Raw genomic sequence first — 16069 nt, 5'->3', positions numbered from 1 at the left:
ACATGGTAGAAAAGCAAACTGCGAAAAGGAATCGTCGCGAAGAAATACTTCAGTCTCTGGCGCTGATGCTTGAGTCCAGCGATGGTAGCCAACGCATCACCACAGCAAAGCTGGCAGCCTCAGTTGGCGTATCCGAAGCGGCATTGTATCGCCATTTTCCCAGCAAGACTCGCATGTTCGATAGCCTGATTGAGTTTATCGAAGACAGTCTGATTACGCGTATCAATCTGATTCTGAAAGATGAAAAGGATACTAACGCGCGCTTGCGTCTAATCGTCCTGCTGATTTTAGGGTTCGGTGAACGTAATCCCGGCCTGACGCGCATTCTGACCGGACACGCGTTGATGTTCGAGCAAGACCGTCTGCAAGGCCGCATTAACCAGCTGTTTGAGCGAATTGAGTCGCAGCTACGCCAGGTTCTGCGAGAAAAAAGAATGCGTGAAGGTGAAGGCTACACCGTGGATGAAACGCTGCTGGCCAGCCAGTTACTGGCTTTCTGCGAAGGTATGCTGTCTCGGTTTGTACGTAGCGAATTTAAATATCGTCCAACGGATGATTTCGACACCCGCTGGCCGTTAGTTGCCGCTCAATTGCAGTAACACAGTTGCCCGGTAAGCTTAACGCTACCGGGCGATGACTTACACCCCAAACTCTTCGCGATACGCCCGGACTGCGGCCAGGTGCTCTGCCATTTCAGGTTTTTCTTCCAGATAGGCAATTAGATCTTTCAGGGTAATGATAGAAATCACCTTGCACCCATAATCGCGTTCCACTTCCTGAATCGCTGAAATCTCGCCGCGACCGCGTTCCTGACGATCGAGAGAAATCAGTACCCCTGCCAACGTCGCACCATTTGCCTGGATTATCTCCATGGATTCACGAATCGCAGTACCGGCAGTGATCACGTCATCCACCAGCATCACGCGCCCCTCAAGTGCGCTACCAACCAGATTGCCACCTTCACCGTGGGTCTTCGCCTCTTTACGGTTAAAGCAGTACGGCAAATCTTTATCGTGGTGTTCAGCCAGCGCAACGGCCGTTGTAGTGGCAATCGGAATACCTTTGTACGCTGGGCCAAACAGCAAATCGAACTCAATACCGGAATCCACCAGCGCTTCGGCGTAAAAACGGCCTAACAGAGCCAGGTCGCGCCCGGTATTAAACAGTCCGGCGTTGAAGAAATAGGGGCTTTTACGCCCGGATTTCAGCGTAAACTCGCCAAACTTTAGTACCTGCTTGCTAAGCGCAAACTCAATAAACTGGCGCTGATACGGTTTCATGGATTCGCTCCTCATCTCACTTTATTACAGACAAAAAAAAAGGCGACTCATCAGTCGCCTTTAAAATCAATTTTCTAACGCCGCCTTCTGCGTCGCTACAATGGATTCGATTCCCCCTCGGGCCAACGCCAGTAGGGTGAGAAGTTCTTCATGGCTGAATGGCTCACCTTCCGCCGTGCCTTGTACTTCAATAATACGACCGTCTTCAGTCATCACCACATTCATGTCGGTTTCTGCGGCAGAGTCTTCAACGTACTCGAGGTCACAGAGCGCCTCACCGTTAACAATACCCACGGAAACCGCAGCGACCATCCCTTTCATCGGGTTAGTTTTCAGTTTACCGCTCGCGACCAACTTGTTCAGCGCATCAGCCAACGCAACACATGCACCGGTAATGGATGCGGTGCGCGTACCACCATCAGCCTGGATAACATCGCAGTCCAGCGTAATAGTGAACTCGCCTAGCGTCTTCAGATCAACAGCGGCGCGCAACGCGCGAGCGATCAGACGCTGGATTTCCATAGTACGACCGCCCTGCTTACCTTTTGCCGCTTCACGGGCGTTACGGGTGTGCGTAGCGCGTGGCAGCATGCCATATTCTGCGGTGATCCAACCCTGGCCCTGACCTTTCAGAAAACGCGGTACGCCTTCATCAATAGAAGCGGTACATAGCACTTTGGTATCACCAAATTCGACCAGCACGGAGCCTTCAGCGTGTTTTGTATAATTACGGGTCAGGGTGACGGGACGCACCTGATTGGCACTACGACCTGCTGGACGCATGATAAAATCTCCGGCTTGAAACGAATGTGGCTGCGCATTATACGGACTTCCGACTGTTATTCCTATCCTGACAAGACGTGGATGGCTATAATCCTCCCATCTCATCTTTAAAAACAGGAACGTCTATGATCCGCAGCATGACCGCTTACGCCCGGCGTGAAATCAAGGGTGAATGGGGTAGCGCTACCTGGGAAATGCGCTCGGTAAACCAGCGTTATCTGGAAACTTATTTTCGCCTGCCGGAGCAGTTCCGTAGTCTCGAACCCGTAGTTCGCGAACGTATTCGCACGCGTCTGACGCGCGGTAAAGTCGAATGTACGCTGCGTTTTGAGCCTGATGCCAGTGCACAAGGCGAGCTGATTCTGAATGAAAAACTCGCTAAACAGCTCGTTAGCGCTGCTAACTGGGTCAAAATGCAGAGTGATGAAGGTGAAATTAACCCGGTTGACATCCTGCGTTGGCCTGGCGTAATGGCAGCCCAGGAGCAAGATCTGGACGCCATTGCCGCCGAAATCCTCGCCGCACTTGACGGTACGCTGGATGACTTCATCGTCGCGCGTGAAACCGAAGGCCAGGCGCTGAAAGCGCTGATTGAGCAGCGTCTGGAAGGCGTCAGCGCCGAAGTAACGAAGGTACGTGCGCATATGCCGGAAATCCTGCAATGGCAGCGCGAGCGTCTGGTAGCCAAACTGGAAGATGCTCAGGTGCAGCTGGAAAATAACCGCCTTGAGCAAGAACTGGTGCTGATGGCACAGCGTATCGACGTGGCTGAAGAACTGGATCGCCTGGAAGCTCACGTCAAAGAAACCTACAACATTCTGAAGAAAAAAGAGGCGGTTGGCCGTCGTCTGGACTTCATGATGCAGGAATTCAACCGTGAGTCGAATACTCTGGCATCGAAGTCTATCAATGCCGAAGTGACTAACTCCGCAATTGAACTGAAGGTATTGATCGAGCAAATGCGCGAGCAAATTCAGAATATCGAGTAATTTTGAATATCATCCCTATGCTATCGTAACGTACTAGATAGCCTGCTCAATGCAGGCTATCCGTACCGCCAGTAAGTGCTGACTTATATAAAATTGAATACTTATTTATCTGGCATATATTTGTCGTTATAAATACTCTTCAGAATATCAATCCGAACAGCATTACTGCTGTTCATATTCACGACTGTCAGTACTTCATCGGATCCCCTGAGACGCCAGCATTCTGCCTCAACATCACATTTTACCTGTTTTTCATAGCCCGCCATTGAGAGATATTTACTAATCCTCCCAGTATCCCTGGTATCATGGAACGTAACACTCCATACATCAGCCTTAGGACCAGAAATGTTCGTATAATTAAAGTCATACACTTGGGATATTCTCGGCATTTTTTTTAAAACTTGAGGAGTGTAATAATCATATTTGGCTTTATCAAACTCTGTATATTGTGCGTTACCTGCAAGTCTCATTTTAATATTAGGCCAGAAATAAGAGCTGCATATAGCTATTATCATCAGCACTATTATGACTGCCTGTTTCATATGTTTCCCTTTTTTACCAGTTAACGACCGTTCCATCTCTTGAAACTATTTTAACGTTATCAGAACTAAAGTCGCTGTAAGGTATCACTGTTCTCATGAATGAGGGTAAAACACCTTTTACAGGAAGAACTAAAGCTGATTTCATCGGATCGGGAAATAATATCGGTTGGAATGAGGTGTTTTTAAAAGAGCCGATTGGACCATAATAATCCCAACGCCTGAGGGCTTCCTCTTTGCTGACGGGCTGCAATAGCGGGAATGGGTTACTATATGAGACTACGCGGTAGAACCCCAGCAAATCGGATACTAAATCCTCACCACTGAAACCGCTGTCGGTGTAAAGATAAAAGGGGAAATTTGACTGTAAACCTTCAAAACGATGAGCAAGCGCCATCATCATGGAAAGTGCTATACTATATCGTTCAAATAAACTTCGCCCTTTTCTAATTCTCCATCTGATGAACTTCCCAATTGTGAGCCCTCCTCTTCCCATACTTTGAGTGTATTTTACATCGTAATAATCCTTTCCTGAATGCTCGCCTTGGTGCATATCCGAGAGTAACTTTCTGACATCATCTCCTCGAGCATGTCCCATATCTATCCACCCCAAAACTTCGGTGTAGATTATCCCACTTCTTAAATGTCCAGCCTCTCTGCCATCCTGAATTTCCTCTCTTACGCTCATGTCTATCACTCCGACTGACTAAATGCTGAAGATTTTGCTGTATATGTGTCTATACGCATAGAAGCGATAGCTGAGGGGGGCATTTTTCAGAATAGAGGCCGCTGAATATCAGAGTTTACTTAGGATGACTTCTCTAATGGCTTCTGGAGTGTCAACTTGTCCAATGGTCGGGGGGATAGTTTTGTTGAAATATCATACGTGGCTCGCCAGTAAACGGCGGCGCTACGTGCTTTTCCGATGGGCATGTTTATAACCTCTCACTACGCATTATATTTTCTCATCACTTATCACCATAACTAATATCGTTATGCGCACAACATATGGCATTTTCTTCAAACAAGCATTAGCTGTAGTTATTAGAATCACTTCACCTTAGAAAATCTCAATCGTGACAGTGCGCACAAATCGTTAGGCTTAGCCCCCAGCAAATCAGGGGGAATACATGCTGTTACACGTTTTATACTTAATTGGTATTACTGCCGAAGCCATGACCGGTGCGCTTGCGGCTGGGCGTCGTCGTATGGATACATTTGGCGTCATTATCATTGCCACCGCGACAGCCATTGGCGGTGGTTCAGTACGCGATATTCTTCTCGGCCATTATCCGCTCGGCTGGGTAAAGCACCCTGAATACGTCATTATCGTGGCGACCGCTGCGGTACTCACGACCATTATTGCTCCCGTCATGCCCTACCTGCGTAAAATATTCCTCGTACTGGATGCGCTGGGCCTGGTAGTGTTTTCTATCATTGGCGCTCAGGTGGCGCTGGATATGGGCCATGGACCGATTATCGCCGTGGTCGCTGCGGTCACGACCGGGGTTTTCGGCGGCGTATTACGTGATATGTTCTGTAAACGCATCCCACTGGTGTTCCAGAAAGAACTGTATGCCGGCGTATCATTTGCCGCTGCCGTGCTGTACATCGTGCTGCAGCATTATGTCTCCAGCCACGATGTGGTGGTTATCTCCACCCTACTTTTCGGCTTTACCGCCCGACTACTGGCGCTGCGCCTGAAGTTAGGTCTGCCTGTATTTTACTATCGCCATGAAGGCCATTAAGGCATAAAGCCCGCGATCCGCTGAGCAGCTAACCAGTTGCTCAGCGCTGTGACCTCTCCATCCTCCAGCCACTGGATCACCTGCCGAGCCCGCCGCTCCCCCATAAAAGGAAGCTGCCGCCAGCTTTGTTCACTACGCACGTGTAACTGCGACCATGAACCATCCCGACTGGCATTCAGCGTAGCCTGTGTTATCGGTATTCCCATAGCAATCAGCCAGCGCGTGAACGGAAGATCGCGCGACAAGTTGAACTGATGCCATAACTTCTTCCCTTTGCTTACACCAAATGTGGACTGTAGTTGTTCCTGAGTTAGCCCAAGCCAGGAAAAGATATGCTCAAAACGATATGCCTGATTGAGCTCCCGCCATCCCGCCTCGCCGATACCTTCCAGCCCCAATACCTCTTTGGTACCCAGCCAGACCAGCCTGGCAACAAACTGCTCATAACACTCCGGGGTAGCATAAAAACAGGTTAATGAATTAAAGCGACCCTCAGGTGGAGCTGGTTTAGTACGCTGAGTACTCCGCCAGACGACTTCGTCTATACGGGGGATCCCCTGCCCGGCAAGGCTTATCAGAATCTGATCGCCAGGCGCAATATCCCATTCATTCCAGCGTCGGACAGAGCCAATATTGACGCGCTGCACTCGTTTATCATCCAACATGACGGGGGCCAGCGATGCCACCACCGCAATTTTCCCGCTTTTGCCAACGGAGAACTGAATACCCGTTACCTCAGACACCCTGGCCACGGGAGGATATTTCCACGCTGCCAGCCAGTCTCCCTGTCCGGGTAGCCAGTATCGCGCCTGCGGCTCTTTTCCCGTTCGCACAACTACGCCATCCGTCACAAAAGGTAATGCTGAAGTCCACCAACTGGCGCGTGCCTGCTCGACATCATCTGCACTCTTCACGGCCCTGGTAAAATGTTGCGTGAAACTGAACCCGGCAGCAGTGAGTTGTTCCAGTCTTTCAGACATGACCGCAGGACCATCGGGCCAGGCCCAGATAAAAATAGCCAGCGAGCCTAATAATTCCGGATTGCTCTGGCGCATCATCAATCCAGCAACCTTCGAGCGGGCGTTCATTCCCCCTCTCTGCTTCTGAATATGCCCCTCTTGCTGCAAAAAAATCTCACCCTGCAACGTACTGTTAGCGAGATTCCCCTTGGTGGAATGTGGTACGGAAGGAATCTGAAGAACCTTTTGCGTCCAGTCTTCGCCTTTCAGGCCATTACCACGGCTAATCGCCCGTACCAGATTGCCATTGCGATAGACTAACGTCACTGCCACGCCATCCACCTTCGGTTGCACCCAGAGATCGCTGCGCGCGTGCATCCATTGCTGTAGAGCTTGCTTATCGGCAAGTTTTCGAACTCCCGTGTGGGGAACGGGGTGCGATACTGTGCCACCCATTGGTGGCGCAGACAGATCTGGTGGAGCTTCATCACCAAAACAGCGCTGCCATTGAATTAGTTGCGCATTGAGCTGGTCATAAACGCCGTCATCTACGGCACTTTCACCCTGTTTCCAGTAACTGTCATTCCACTGTGTTATCTGCTGCTGTAGTCGTGAAATTTCCTCATTTGCCCGGGCAGGCGACCAGACGGGGCAAACCGCCCATACAGGTAAATTCCAGACCAGTAGAACCAGCCCTATGCATTTGCATAATCCCATGCTACCTCCGCTGAACACTGCAATTCCAGGCAGATATAGCGCGAAATAATAGGGAAACAGAGTGGCAAAAAAGCATCCTGCGAGCACCGTTCCTGACATTTGCACGTATTGCTGCAAATCATCGATAAAACAGGAAACTGATACGCAAAACGCAATAAACATGCGCAAAAAGTGTGACAAGGGCTACGTCACATAGCGGCTACGTGTATAATAAGCCCGTATGTAGGCTCTCTTTCGACAATCACATACATTAAGATACTCATGGCTCAAGGCACGCTTTATATTGTTTCTGCCCCCAGTGGCGCGGGTAAATCCAGCCTGATTCAGGCTTTATTAAAGACCCAACCGTTGTATGACACCCAGGTTTCTGTTTCGCACACCACGCGCGCACCGCGCCCGGGGGAAGTGCACGGTGAACATTATTTCTTTGTGAACCATGATGAATTCAGAGCCATGATTGGCAGAGACGCGTTCCTGGAACACGCTGAGGTATTCGGTAATTATTACGGCACTTCGCGTGAGACCATTGAGCAAGTACTGGCATCCGGCGTAGACGTCTTTTTAGATATCGATTGGCAAGGTGCGCAGCAAATTCGTGAAAAAATGCCGCATGCGCGCAGTATTTTTATTTTGCCGCCATCTAAGATTGAGCTGGACCGACGTCTTCGTGGCCGCGGTCAAGATAGCGAAGACGTGATCGCAAAACGTATGGCGCAAGCTGTTGCAGAAATGAGCCATTACGCCGAATATGATTATCTTATTGTGAATGATGATTTCGATACCGCCCTGGGCGATTTGAAAACCATCATTCGCGCCGAACGTCTGCGCATGAGCCGCCAAAAGCAGCGTCATGACGCTTTAATCAGCAAACTGTTGGCAGACTGAACCCACATTCAGTATCATGCCCAGTCATTTCTTCACCTGTGGAGCATTTTAAGTATGGCACGCGTAACTGTTCAGGACGCTGTAGAGAAAATTGGTAACCGTTTTGACCTGGTACTGGTCGCCGCGCGTCGCGCTCGTCAGATGCAGGTAGGCGGAAAGGATCCGCTCGTACCGGAAGAAAACGATAAAACTACCGTTATCGCGCTGCGCGAAATCGAAGAAGGTCTGATCAACAACCAGATCCTCGACGTGCGTGAGCGCCAGGAACAGCAAGAGCAGGAAGCCGCTGAATTACAAGCCGTTACCGCTATTGCTGAAGGTCGTCGTTAATCACAAAGCGGGTCGCCCTTGTATCTGTTTGAAAGCCTGAATCAACTGATTCAAAACTACCTGCCGGAAGACCAGATTAAGCGTCTTCGGCAGGCGTATCTCGTTGCACGTGACGCTCACGAGGGCCAGACACGTTCAAGCGGTGAACCCTATATCACGCACCCGGTAGCGGTAGCCTGCATTCTGGCCGAGATGAAACTCGACTATGAAACGCTGATGGCTGCGCTACTGCATGACGTGATTGAAGATACCCCAGCCACCTACCAGGACATGGAGCAGCTTTTTGGTAAAAGCGTTGCAGAGCTGGTAGAAGGGGTATCAAAGCTTGATAAGCTTAAGTTTCGCGATAAGAAAGAGGCGCAAGCTGAAAACTTTCGCAAGATGATTATGGCGATGGTGCAGGATATCCGCGTCATTCTCATCAAACTTGCTGACCGTACCCACAATATGCGCACGCTGGGCTCATTACGCCCGGACAAGCGTCGCCGCATCGCCCGTGAAACCCTCGAAATTTATAGTCCGCTGGCACACCGTTTAGGTATTCATCACATTAAAACCGAGCTGGAAGAGCTGGGTTTTGAAGCGCTGTACCCGAACCGCTATCGCGTGATTAAAGAAGTGGTTAAAGCCGCTCGCGGCAACCGCAAAGAGATGATCCAAAAAATCCTCTCAGAAATCGAAGGGCGTTTGCAGGAGGCAGGTATTCCGTGTCGCGTGAGCGGGCGCGAGAAGCACCTGTACTCTATCTACTGCAAAATGGTGCTCAAAGAGCAGCGTTTTCACTCCATCATGGATATCTACGCTTTTCGCGTTATCGTTCATGATTCCGATACCTGCTATCGCGTACTCGGCCAGATGCATAGCCTGTACAAACCACGTCCTGGTCGCGTGAAAGACTATATCGCCATTCCAAAAGCGAACGGATATCAGTCTTTGCATACCTCAATGATCGGCCCTCACGGCGTTCCGGTTGAAGTACAAATTCGTACTGAAGACATGGATCAGATGGCGGAAATGGGTGTGGCAGCGCACTGGGCTTACAAAGAGCACGGTGGCGAAAGCAGCACCACCGCACAAATCCGCGCTCAGCGCTGGATGCAAAGCCTGCTGGAACTGCAGCAGAGCGCCGGTAGCTCGTTTGAATTTATTGAAAGCGTCAAATCTGATCTCTTCCCGGATGAGATTTATGTTTTCACACCGGAAGGGCGTATTGTTGAACTGCCTGCCGGTGCTACACCTGTCGACTTCGCCTACGCCGTACATACCGATATCGGTCACGCCTGCGTCGGCGCACGTGTCGACAGACAGCCTTACCCGCTTTCACAACCGCTGTTTAGCGGTCAGACCGTTGAGATTATTACCGCGCCGGGCGCACGTCCGAATGCAGCATGGCTCAACTTCGTCGTTAGTTCGAAAGCACGAGCAAAAATTCGCCAGTTGCTGAAAAACCTCAAGCGCGATGATTCCGTCAGCCTGGGGCGTCGACTGCTCAACCATGCCCTGGGTGGTAGCCGTAAACTGGCTGAGATCCCGCCAGAAAGCATCCAGCGTGAGCTTGAGCGCATGAAGCTCGCCACGCTTGACGATCTGCTCGCAGAAATTGGTTTGGGTAACGCCATGAGCGTGGTGGTTGCGAAAAACCTCCAGCAGGGCGAAGCAACGGCAAACGTCCCAGCGCAATCTGGTCACGGTCATCTGCCGATTAAAGGCGCAGACGGCGTGCTGATCACCTTCGCGAAATGCTGTCGTCCGATTCCAGGTGATCCCATCATTGCCCACGTCAGCCCGGGTAAAGGTCTGGTGATTCACCATGAATCCTGCCGTAACATTCGTGGCTACCAGAAAGAGCCTGAGAAGTTTATGGCGGTGGAATGGGATAAGGAGACGGAGCAGGAGTTCATCACTGAGATTAAGGTGGATATGTTTAACCACCAGGGTGCTCTGGCGAACCTGACGGCGGCAATTAACACGACCACCTCCAATATTCAAAGTCTGAATACGGAAGAGAAAGATGGCCGCGTCTATAGCGCCTTTATTCGCCTGACCGCCCGCGACCGTGTGCACCTGGCGAATATCATGCGCAAAATCCGCGTCATGCCGGACGTGATTAAAGTCACCCGTAACCGTAACTAGAACACGTTTTATGAATGAACAGCGCTATGCACGTATCCGCGAGATGCTCGCACGTCGTCAGCCCGATCTGACCGTCTGCATGGAAGAGGTCCACAAGCCTCATAACGTTTCAGCTATCATTCGTACTGCAGATGCGGTCGGCGTGCATGAAGTCCACGCCGTCTGGCCGGGTAGCCGTATGCGTACCATGGCCTCTTCTGCCGCAGGCAGCAATAGCTGGGTGCAGGTTAAAACGCACCGCACCATTAGCGATGCGGTCACACATTTAAAAAACCGGGGTATGCAGGTTCTGGCAACCCATCTGTCAGATAAAGCTGTGGATTTTCGCGAGATTGATTACACACGCCCCACCTGCATCCTGATGGGCCAGGAAAAAACCGGCATTACTCAGGAAGCGTTGGATCTGGCGGATCAGGATATCATCATTCCCATGACTGGCATGGTGCAGTCACTGAACGTCTCAGTCGCCTCCGCGCTGATTCTGTACGAAGCGCAGCGTCAGCGGCAAAACGCCGGCATGTACCGCCGAGAAAACAGTATGCTGCCGCAAGATGAGCAGCAGCGTTTGCTGTTTGAAGGCGGTTATCCTGTGCTGGCGAATGTCGCTAAGCGCAAAGGTCTTCCCTACCCTCACGTAAACACGCAGGGCGAAATTGAAGCCGATGCAACGTGGTGGGCCACTATGCAGTCTGCGAGATAAACGCGATGAAAGGCCGTTTACTGGATGCCATCCCACTCAACTCTCTGACCGGCGTTGGCGCAGCGCAAAGCAGTAAACTGGCGAAAATTGGCCTGCACACCGTGCAGGACCTCCTGCTACACCTCCCCCTGCGTTACGAAGACCGCACGCATCTGTACCCTATTGGCGAACTGCTGCCGGGCGTCTATGCCACCGTTGAAGGCGAAGTGCTGAACTGCAATATCACCTTTGGCGGTCGCCGGATGATGACCTGTCAGATCAGCGATGGCTCGGGCATTCTCACCATGCGCTTTTTCAACTTCAGCGCAGCAATGAAAAACAGTCTCGCCACCGGGCGTCGGGTACTGGCCTATGGCGAAGCCAAACGCGGGAAATACGGCGCTGAGATGATCCACCCGGAATACCGCGTGCAGGGCGATCTCAGCACGCCGGAATTACAGGAAACGCTCACGCCGGTGTATCCAACTACCGAAGGTGTTAAACAGGCTACGCTGCGTAAACTGACCGATCAGGCGCTGGATTTGCTTGATACTTGTGCCATTGCCGAACTGCTACCACCGGAATTACTGCAAGGCATGATGAGCCTGCCAGAAGCCCTGCGCACTTTGCACCGTCCACCGCCGTCACTGCAGTTGAGCGATCTGGAAACCGGTCAGCATCCGGCGCAGCGACGTCTCATTCTGGAAGAGCTGCTGGCGCATAACCTCAGTATGCTGGCATTACGCGCCGGGGCGCAGCGTTTTCATGCCCAGCCGCTGAGCGTAAACAACGCGCTGAAAGATAAGCTGCTGGCGGCGCTACCGTTTAAACCGACTGGCGCACAGGCCCGCGTTACCGCTGAGATCGAACGTGATATGGCACTGGATGTCCCGATGATGCGCCTGGTACAGGGCGATGTCGGCTCCGGTAAGACCCTGGTCGCGGCGTTAGCCGCCCTGCGCGCTATCGCACATGGTAAGCAGGTTGCGCTGATGGCACCCACCGAACTGCTTGCTGAACAGCATGCGAATAACTTCCGTAACTGGTTTGCGCCGCTGGGCGTTGAAGTGGGCTGGCTGGCAGGTAAACAGAAAGGTAAAGCGCGCCAGGCGCAGCAGGAAGCTATCGCCAGCGGTCAGGTGCAGATGATTGTCGGCACGCACGCAATTTTCCAGGAACAGGTGCAGTTCAACGGACTGGCGCTGGTTATCATCGATGAACAGCATCGTTTTGGCGTGCATCAGCGTCTGGCGTTATGGGAGAAAGGCCAGCAGCAGGGTTTCCATCCGCACCAGCTAATCATGACTGCCACGCCAATCCCGCGCACGCTGGCGATGACCGCTTATGCCGATCTCGACACATCGGTCATTGATGAGCTCCCACCAGGACGTACGCCCGTCACTACGGTGGCGATTCCGGACACCCGCCGCAGCGACATCATTGATCGCGTACGCAACGCCTGTACCCACGAGGGGCGCCAGGCATACTGGGTCTGTACGCTGATTGAAGAGTCTGATCTGTTAGAAGCTCAGGCAGCAGAAGCGACGTGGGAAGAGCTTAAAATTGCGCTGCCAGAACTCCATATTGGCCTGGTACACGGCCGAATGAAGCCCGCCGAGAAACAGTCGGTAATGGCGGGATTTAAGCAGGGTGAACTGCATCTGCTGGTTGCTACCACGGTGATTGAAGTGGGTGTGGACGTGCCCAACGCCAGCCTGATGATAATTGAAAACCCGGAGCGCCTGGGCCTGGCCCAGTTGCATCAGCTACGTGGCCGTGTAGGTCGTGGCGCGGTGGCCTCCCACTGCGTCCTGCTCTACAAATCACCGCTGTCAAAAACCGCGCAAAAACGCCTGCAGGTTCTGCGCGACAGCAACGACGGGTTCGTTATTGCGCAAAAAGATTTGGAGATTCGCGGTCCCGGTGAGCTCTTGGGTACTCGCCAGACTGGAACGGCAGAATTTAAAGTCGCGGATTTACTGCGCGATCAGGCTATTATCCCGGAAGTTCAGCGCATTGCTCGCCATATTCACGAACGATATCCGCAACAGGCCGTAGCGCTAATAGAGCGCTGGATGCCGGAAACCGAACGCTACTCCAACGCATAGTCAATTCGGAGTGTCGGCGGATGTTACTCCGCCGCACAACCATTATTGCGCAAAAATCGGCAACAACAGATACAGCTTAATCACCAGCGCATTGACGATATCGATGAAGAACGCGCCCACCATCGGCACCACCAGAAACGCCATATGGGATGGCCCAAAACGTTCGGTAATTGCCTGCATGTTGGCAATCGCCGTTGGCGTCGCGCCGAGGCCAAAACCGCAGTGCCCGGCTGCCAGCACAGCGGCATCGTAGTTCTTACCCATCATGCGCCAGGTGACGAATATTGCGTACAGCGCCATGAAAATGGCCTGAACAACCAGAATTGCAAGCATCGGCAGGGCCAGAGAAGCCAGTTCCCACAGCTTCAGACTCATCAGCGCCATCGCCAGGAACAACGACAAACTTACGTTACCCAGCACCGAAACCGCACGCTCGAACACCCGATAAAAGCCCAGTAATGCCAGACCGTTACTGAGGATCACCCCAACAAACAGCACGCAGACAAAGGTCGGCAGTTCCAGCACCGTTCCGACCAGCATTTGCGCAACGATTTTTCCCACCGTCAAACAGATAGCGATCAGCGCGATGGTTTCAATCAACACCAGCGAAGTGATCATGCGCCCGACATCCGGCTTTTCAAACGCGGTCGGCACGGCCTGATCATCCGGTATGCCATCTGGCGTAGTGGAGTGTTTGACCAGATAGCGCGCCACCGGACCGCCAATCAGTCCACCTAGCACCAGGCCGAACGTTGCGCAAGCCATCGCCACTTCAGTCGCATTGGCGAAACCATAGCGCTCAATAAACAGTTTGCTCCACGCGGCTCCGGTTCCGTGTCCGCCTGAGAGGGTTATCGAACCGGCGATCAGACCCATCAGCGGATCCAAACCCAGCAGGGTCGCCATACCAATACCGATAGCGTTTTGCATCAGCAGCAGGCCAACAACCACAATCAGAAAGATACCCACCACGCGGCCACCTGCGCGCAGGCTGGCGATATTGGCGTTCAAGCCGATGGTAGCGAAGAACGCCAGCATCAACGGATCGCGCAGGGTCATGTCGAAGTTCACTTCCCAGCCCATGCTTTTTTTCAACACCAGCAGCGCAATCGCCACCAGCAACCCACCAGCGACAGGTTCAGGAATAGTGTATTTTTTCAGAAATGAGACAGACTGGACGAGCTTACGTCCGAGCAGCAACACAAGGGTTGCCGCAACCAGTGTTGATAACGTATCGAGATAAAACATTTACAGCTCCATTAGTGCGTTTAGCACAATCACGCACGATGCATTTCAGACCGATTTTTAGCTCTTATTGAGTTTTCGGGGTGGATTTTAAGCAGAAAATGATGAAAAGTTATATAAAAATGTTTGTTTATCCGTTTTAAATATTAAGAATACCCACTAGCAAACGTTTGCTTTTCAGCCCTGGTCAGATAAAATCACCGCTTTTCCACCATGGGATTGCCTCTGATGTCCGTTAACGCCGTAGAGTCAACAAATGCGCAACCGGTTGCGCAGACTCACAACAGTGAACTGATTTACCGTCTTGAAGATCGCCCCCCGCTAGCCCAGACCCTGTTTGCCGCCTGTCAGCACCTGCTGGCCATGTTCGTCGCGGTGATCACCCCTGCTCTGTTAATTTGCCAGGCGCTCGGTTTACCGGCTCAGGATACTCAACACATTATCAGTATGTCGCTGTTCGCTTCCGGCGTAGCCTCTATCATTCAGATCAAAGCCTGGGGGCCGGTCGGCTCGGGACTGTTATCCATTCAGGGCACCAGCTTTAACTTTGTTGCTCCACTGATTATGGGTGGTACGGCGCTAAAAACCGGTGGCGCAGATGTTCCAACCATGATGGCGGCGCTGTTCGGTACGCTGATGCTGGCAAGTTGCACTGAGATGGTTATCTCACGCGTACTGCATCTGGCACGTCGTATTATTACTCCGCTGGTCTCAGGCGTGGTGGTGATGATTATCGGCCTGTCGCTGATTCAGGTAGGTTTGACGTCGATTGGCGGCGGCTATGCCGCAATGAGCGACAACACCTTTGGCGCACCGAAGAATTTACTGCTGGCTGGCGTGGTGCTGGCACTAATCATCCTGCTTAACCGTCAACGCAACCCTTACCTGCGTGTTGCGTCATTGGTGATTGCGATGGCGGCAGGGTATCTGCTGGCCTGGTTTATGGACATGCTGCCGCAAAATACCGCGCCGGTAAGTCAGGACCTGCTGATGGTGCCAACACCGCTGTATTACGGCCTGGGCATTGACTGGAGCTTACTGCTGCCGCTGATGCTGGTCTTTATGATTACCTCGCTGGAAACCATCGGTGATATTACGGCTACCTCCGATGTCTCCGAGCAGCCGGTTTCTGGTCCGCTATACATGAAACGCCTGAAAGGCGGCGTACTAGCGAACGGTCTGAACTCATTTGTTTCCGCCGTGTTCAATACCTTCCCAAACTCCTGTTTTGGTCAGAACAACGGGGTTATTCAGTTAACGGGCGTTGCCAGCCGCTATGTTGGTTTTGTGGTGGCGCTGATGCTGATCGCGCTGGGTCTGTTCCCGGCGGTCAGCGGTTTTGTACAGCATATTCCTGAGCCAGTACTGGGCGGGGCAACGCTGGTAATGTTCGGTACTATCGCCGCATCCGGCGTGCGTATTGTGTCCCGCGAACCGCTAAACCGTCGTGCGATTCTGATTATCGCGCTGTCGCTGGCCGTCGGTCTGGGCGTTTCCCAGCAGCCGTTGATCCTGCAGTTCGCCCCGGACTGGGTGAAAAACTTGCTCTCTTCCGGCATTGCTGCAGGCGGTATTACCGCTATCGTTCTGAACCTGATATTCCCTCCAGAGAAGCAATAAGCAAAATGCGGCGTTGATTCTGAATCGACGCCGCTGTAACGCTCTTTCACCATT

The 16069-nt window shown here is 52.2% G+C and carries 15 protein-coding genes; 9 read left to right on the top strand and 6 right to left on the bottom strand.

What is annotated here, in order from left to right:
- The first annotated feature begins 2 nt into the window (after positions 1-2).
- On the top strand, positions 3-599 hold the full coding sequence (slmA, locus tag On2M_RS00540; RefSeq protein ID WP_005122608.1) for a nucleoid occlusion factor SlmA: 597 nt from the start codon (positions 3-5) through the stop codon (positions 597-599).
- 39 nt (positions 600-638) lie between these two features.
- On the opposite strand, the gene pyrE is transcribed toward slmA, so the two are convergent.
- Both pyrE and rph read right to left on the bottom strand, forming a co-directional pair.
- On the bottom strand, positions 639-1280 hold the full coding sequence (pyrE, locus tag On2M_RS00535) for an orotate phosphoribosyltransferase (RefSeq protein WP_061066836.1): 642 nt from the start codon (positions 1278-1280) through the stop codon (positions 639-641).
- Positions 1281-1346: 66 nt separating this feature from the next.
- Positions 1347-2063, bottom strand: a complete 717-nt coding sequence (gene rph / locus On2M_RS00530; protein ID WP_003024054.1) for a ribonuclease PH — start codon at positions 2061-2063, stop codon at positions 1347-1349.
- Positions 2064-2188: 125 nt separating this feature from the next.
- Here rph and On2M_RS00525 point away from each other — a divergent pair, with 125 nt between their 5' ends.
- Entirely contained in the window at positions 2189-3052 is an 864-nt protein-coding gene (locus tag On2M_RS00525) for a YicC/YloC family endoribonuclease (protein WP_003024052.1), read from the top strand.
- 101 nt (positions 3053-3153) lie between these two features.
- Here the strand turns inward: On2M_RS00525 and On2M_RS00520 are convergent, their stop codons facing one another.
- Both On2M_RS00520 and On2M_RS00515 read right to left on the bottom strand, forming a co-directional pair.
- Positions 3154-3594, bottom strand: a complete 441-nt coding sequence (locus On2M_RS00520) for a hypothetical protein (RefSeq protein ID WP_048213724.1) — start codon at positions 3592-3594, stop codon at positions 3154-3156.
- 13 nt (positions 3595-3607) lie between these two features.
- Positions 3608-4279, bottom strand: coding sequence for a hypothetical protein (locus On2M_RS00515; RefSeq protein WP_210904122.1), 672 nt, complete (start codon positions 4277-4279; stop codon positions 3608-3610).
- Between the two features lie 442 nt (positions 4280-4721).
- Here On2M_RS00515 and On2M_RS00510 point away from each other — a divergent pair, with 442 nt between their 5' ends.
- Positions 4722-5339 (top strand): trimeric intracellular cation channel family protein, encoded by a 618-nt coding sequence (locus tag On2M_RS00510; protein ID WP_003024049.1) that lies wholly within the window; start codon positions 4722-4724, stop codon positions 5337-5339.
- On the opposite strand, the gene ligB is transcribed toward On2M_RS00510, so the two are convergent.
- A complete protein-coding gene (gene ligB, locus On2M_RS00505; RefSeq protein WP_187253877.1) occupies positions 5336-7015 on the bottom strand; it encodes an NAD-dependent DNA ligase LigB in 1680 nt (559 codons plus the stop codon). The two genes, On2M_RS00510 and ligB, sit on opposite strands and share 4 nt — an antisense overlap.
- A 261-nt stretch (positions 7016-7276) precedes the next feature.
- Here ligB and gmk point away from each other — a divergent pair, with 261 nt between their 5' ends.
- From gmk to recG, 5 genes are read left to right on the top strand one after another with little or no spacing between them, the layout of a single operon-like run.
- Positions 7277-7900 carry a guanylate kinase gene (gene gmk / locus On2M_RS00500; protein ID WP_151217029.1) on the top strand — a complete coding sequence of 208 codons (624 nt, stop codon included), beginning with the start codon at positions 7277-7279 and terminating at the stop codon, positions 7898-7900.
- 54 nt (positions 7901-7954) lie between these two features.
- Positions 7955-8230 carry a DNA-directed RNA polymerase subunit omega gene (gene rpoZ / locus On2M_RS00495; RefSeq protein WP_000135058.1) on the top strand — a complete coding sequence of 92 codons (276 nt, stop codon included), beginning with the start codon at positions 7955-7957 and terminating at the stop codon, positions 8228-8230.
- 18 nt (positions 8231-8248) lie between these two features.
- Positions 8249-10363, top strand: a complete 2115-nt coding sequence (gene spoT, locus On2M_RS00490; protein WP_003024038.1) for a bifunctional GTP diphosphokinase/guanosine-3',5'-bis pyrophosphate 3'-pyrophosphohydrolase — start codon at positions 8249-8251, stop codon at positions 10361-10363.
- Positions 10364-10373: 10 nt separating this feature from the next.
- Entirely contained in the window at positions 10374-11063 is a 690-nt protein-coding gene (gene trmH / locus On2M_RS00485) for a tRNA (guanosine(18)-2'-O)-methyltransferase TrmH (protein ID WP_151217031.1), read from the top strand.
- Between the two features lie 5 nt (positions 11064-11068).
- Complete coding sequence (recG, locus tag On2M_RS00480) at positions 11069-13150, top strand: ATP-dependent DNA helicase RecG (RefSeq protein WP_151217033.1); 2082 nt, start codon at positions 11069-11071, stop codon at positions 13148-13150.
- Positions 13151-13192: 42 nt separating this feature from the next.
- On the opposite strand, the gene gltS is transcribed toward recG, so the two are convergent.
- Positions 13193-14398 (bottom strand): sodium/glutamate symporter, encoded by a 1206-nt coding sequence (gene gltS, locus On2M_RS00475; RefSeq protein WP_151217035.1) that lies wholly within the window; start codon positions 14396-14398, stop codon positions 13193-13195.
- Positions 14399-14623: 225 nt separating this feature from the next.
- Between gltS and xanP the strand changes: the two genes are divergently transcribed.
- Positions 14624-16015 (top strand): xanthine/proton symporter XanP, encoded by a 1392-nt coding sequence (xanP, locus tag On2M_RS00470; RefSeq protein ID WP_137376861.1) that lies wholly within the window; start codon positions 14624-14626, stop codon positions 16013-16015.
- The last annotated feature ends 54 nt before the right edge of the window (positions 16016-16069 follow it).

The sequence above is a fragment of the Citrobacter sp. On2M genome (assembly GCF_018035235.1).
GTDB classification, from domain to species: Bacteria; Pseudomonadota; Gammaproteobacteria; order Enterobacterales; family Enterobacteriaceae; genus Citrobacter; species Citrobacter meridianamericanus.
Note: the sequence above shows the minus strand (reverse complement) of the source record. Positions and strands in the feature narration are given on the sequence as shown.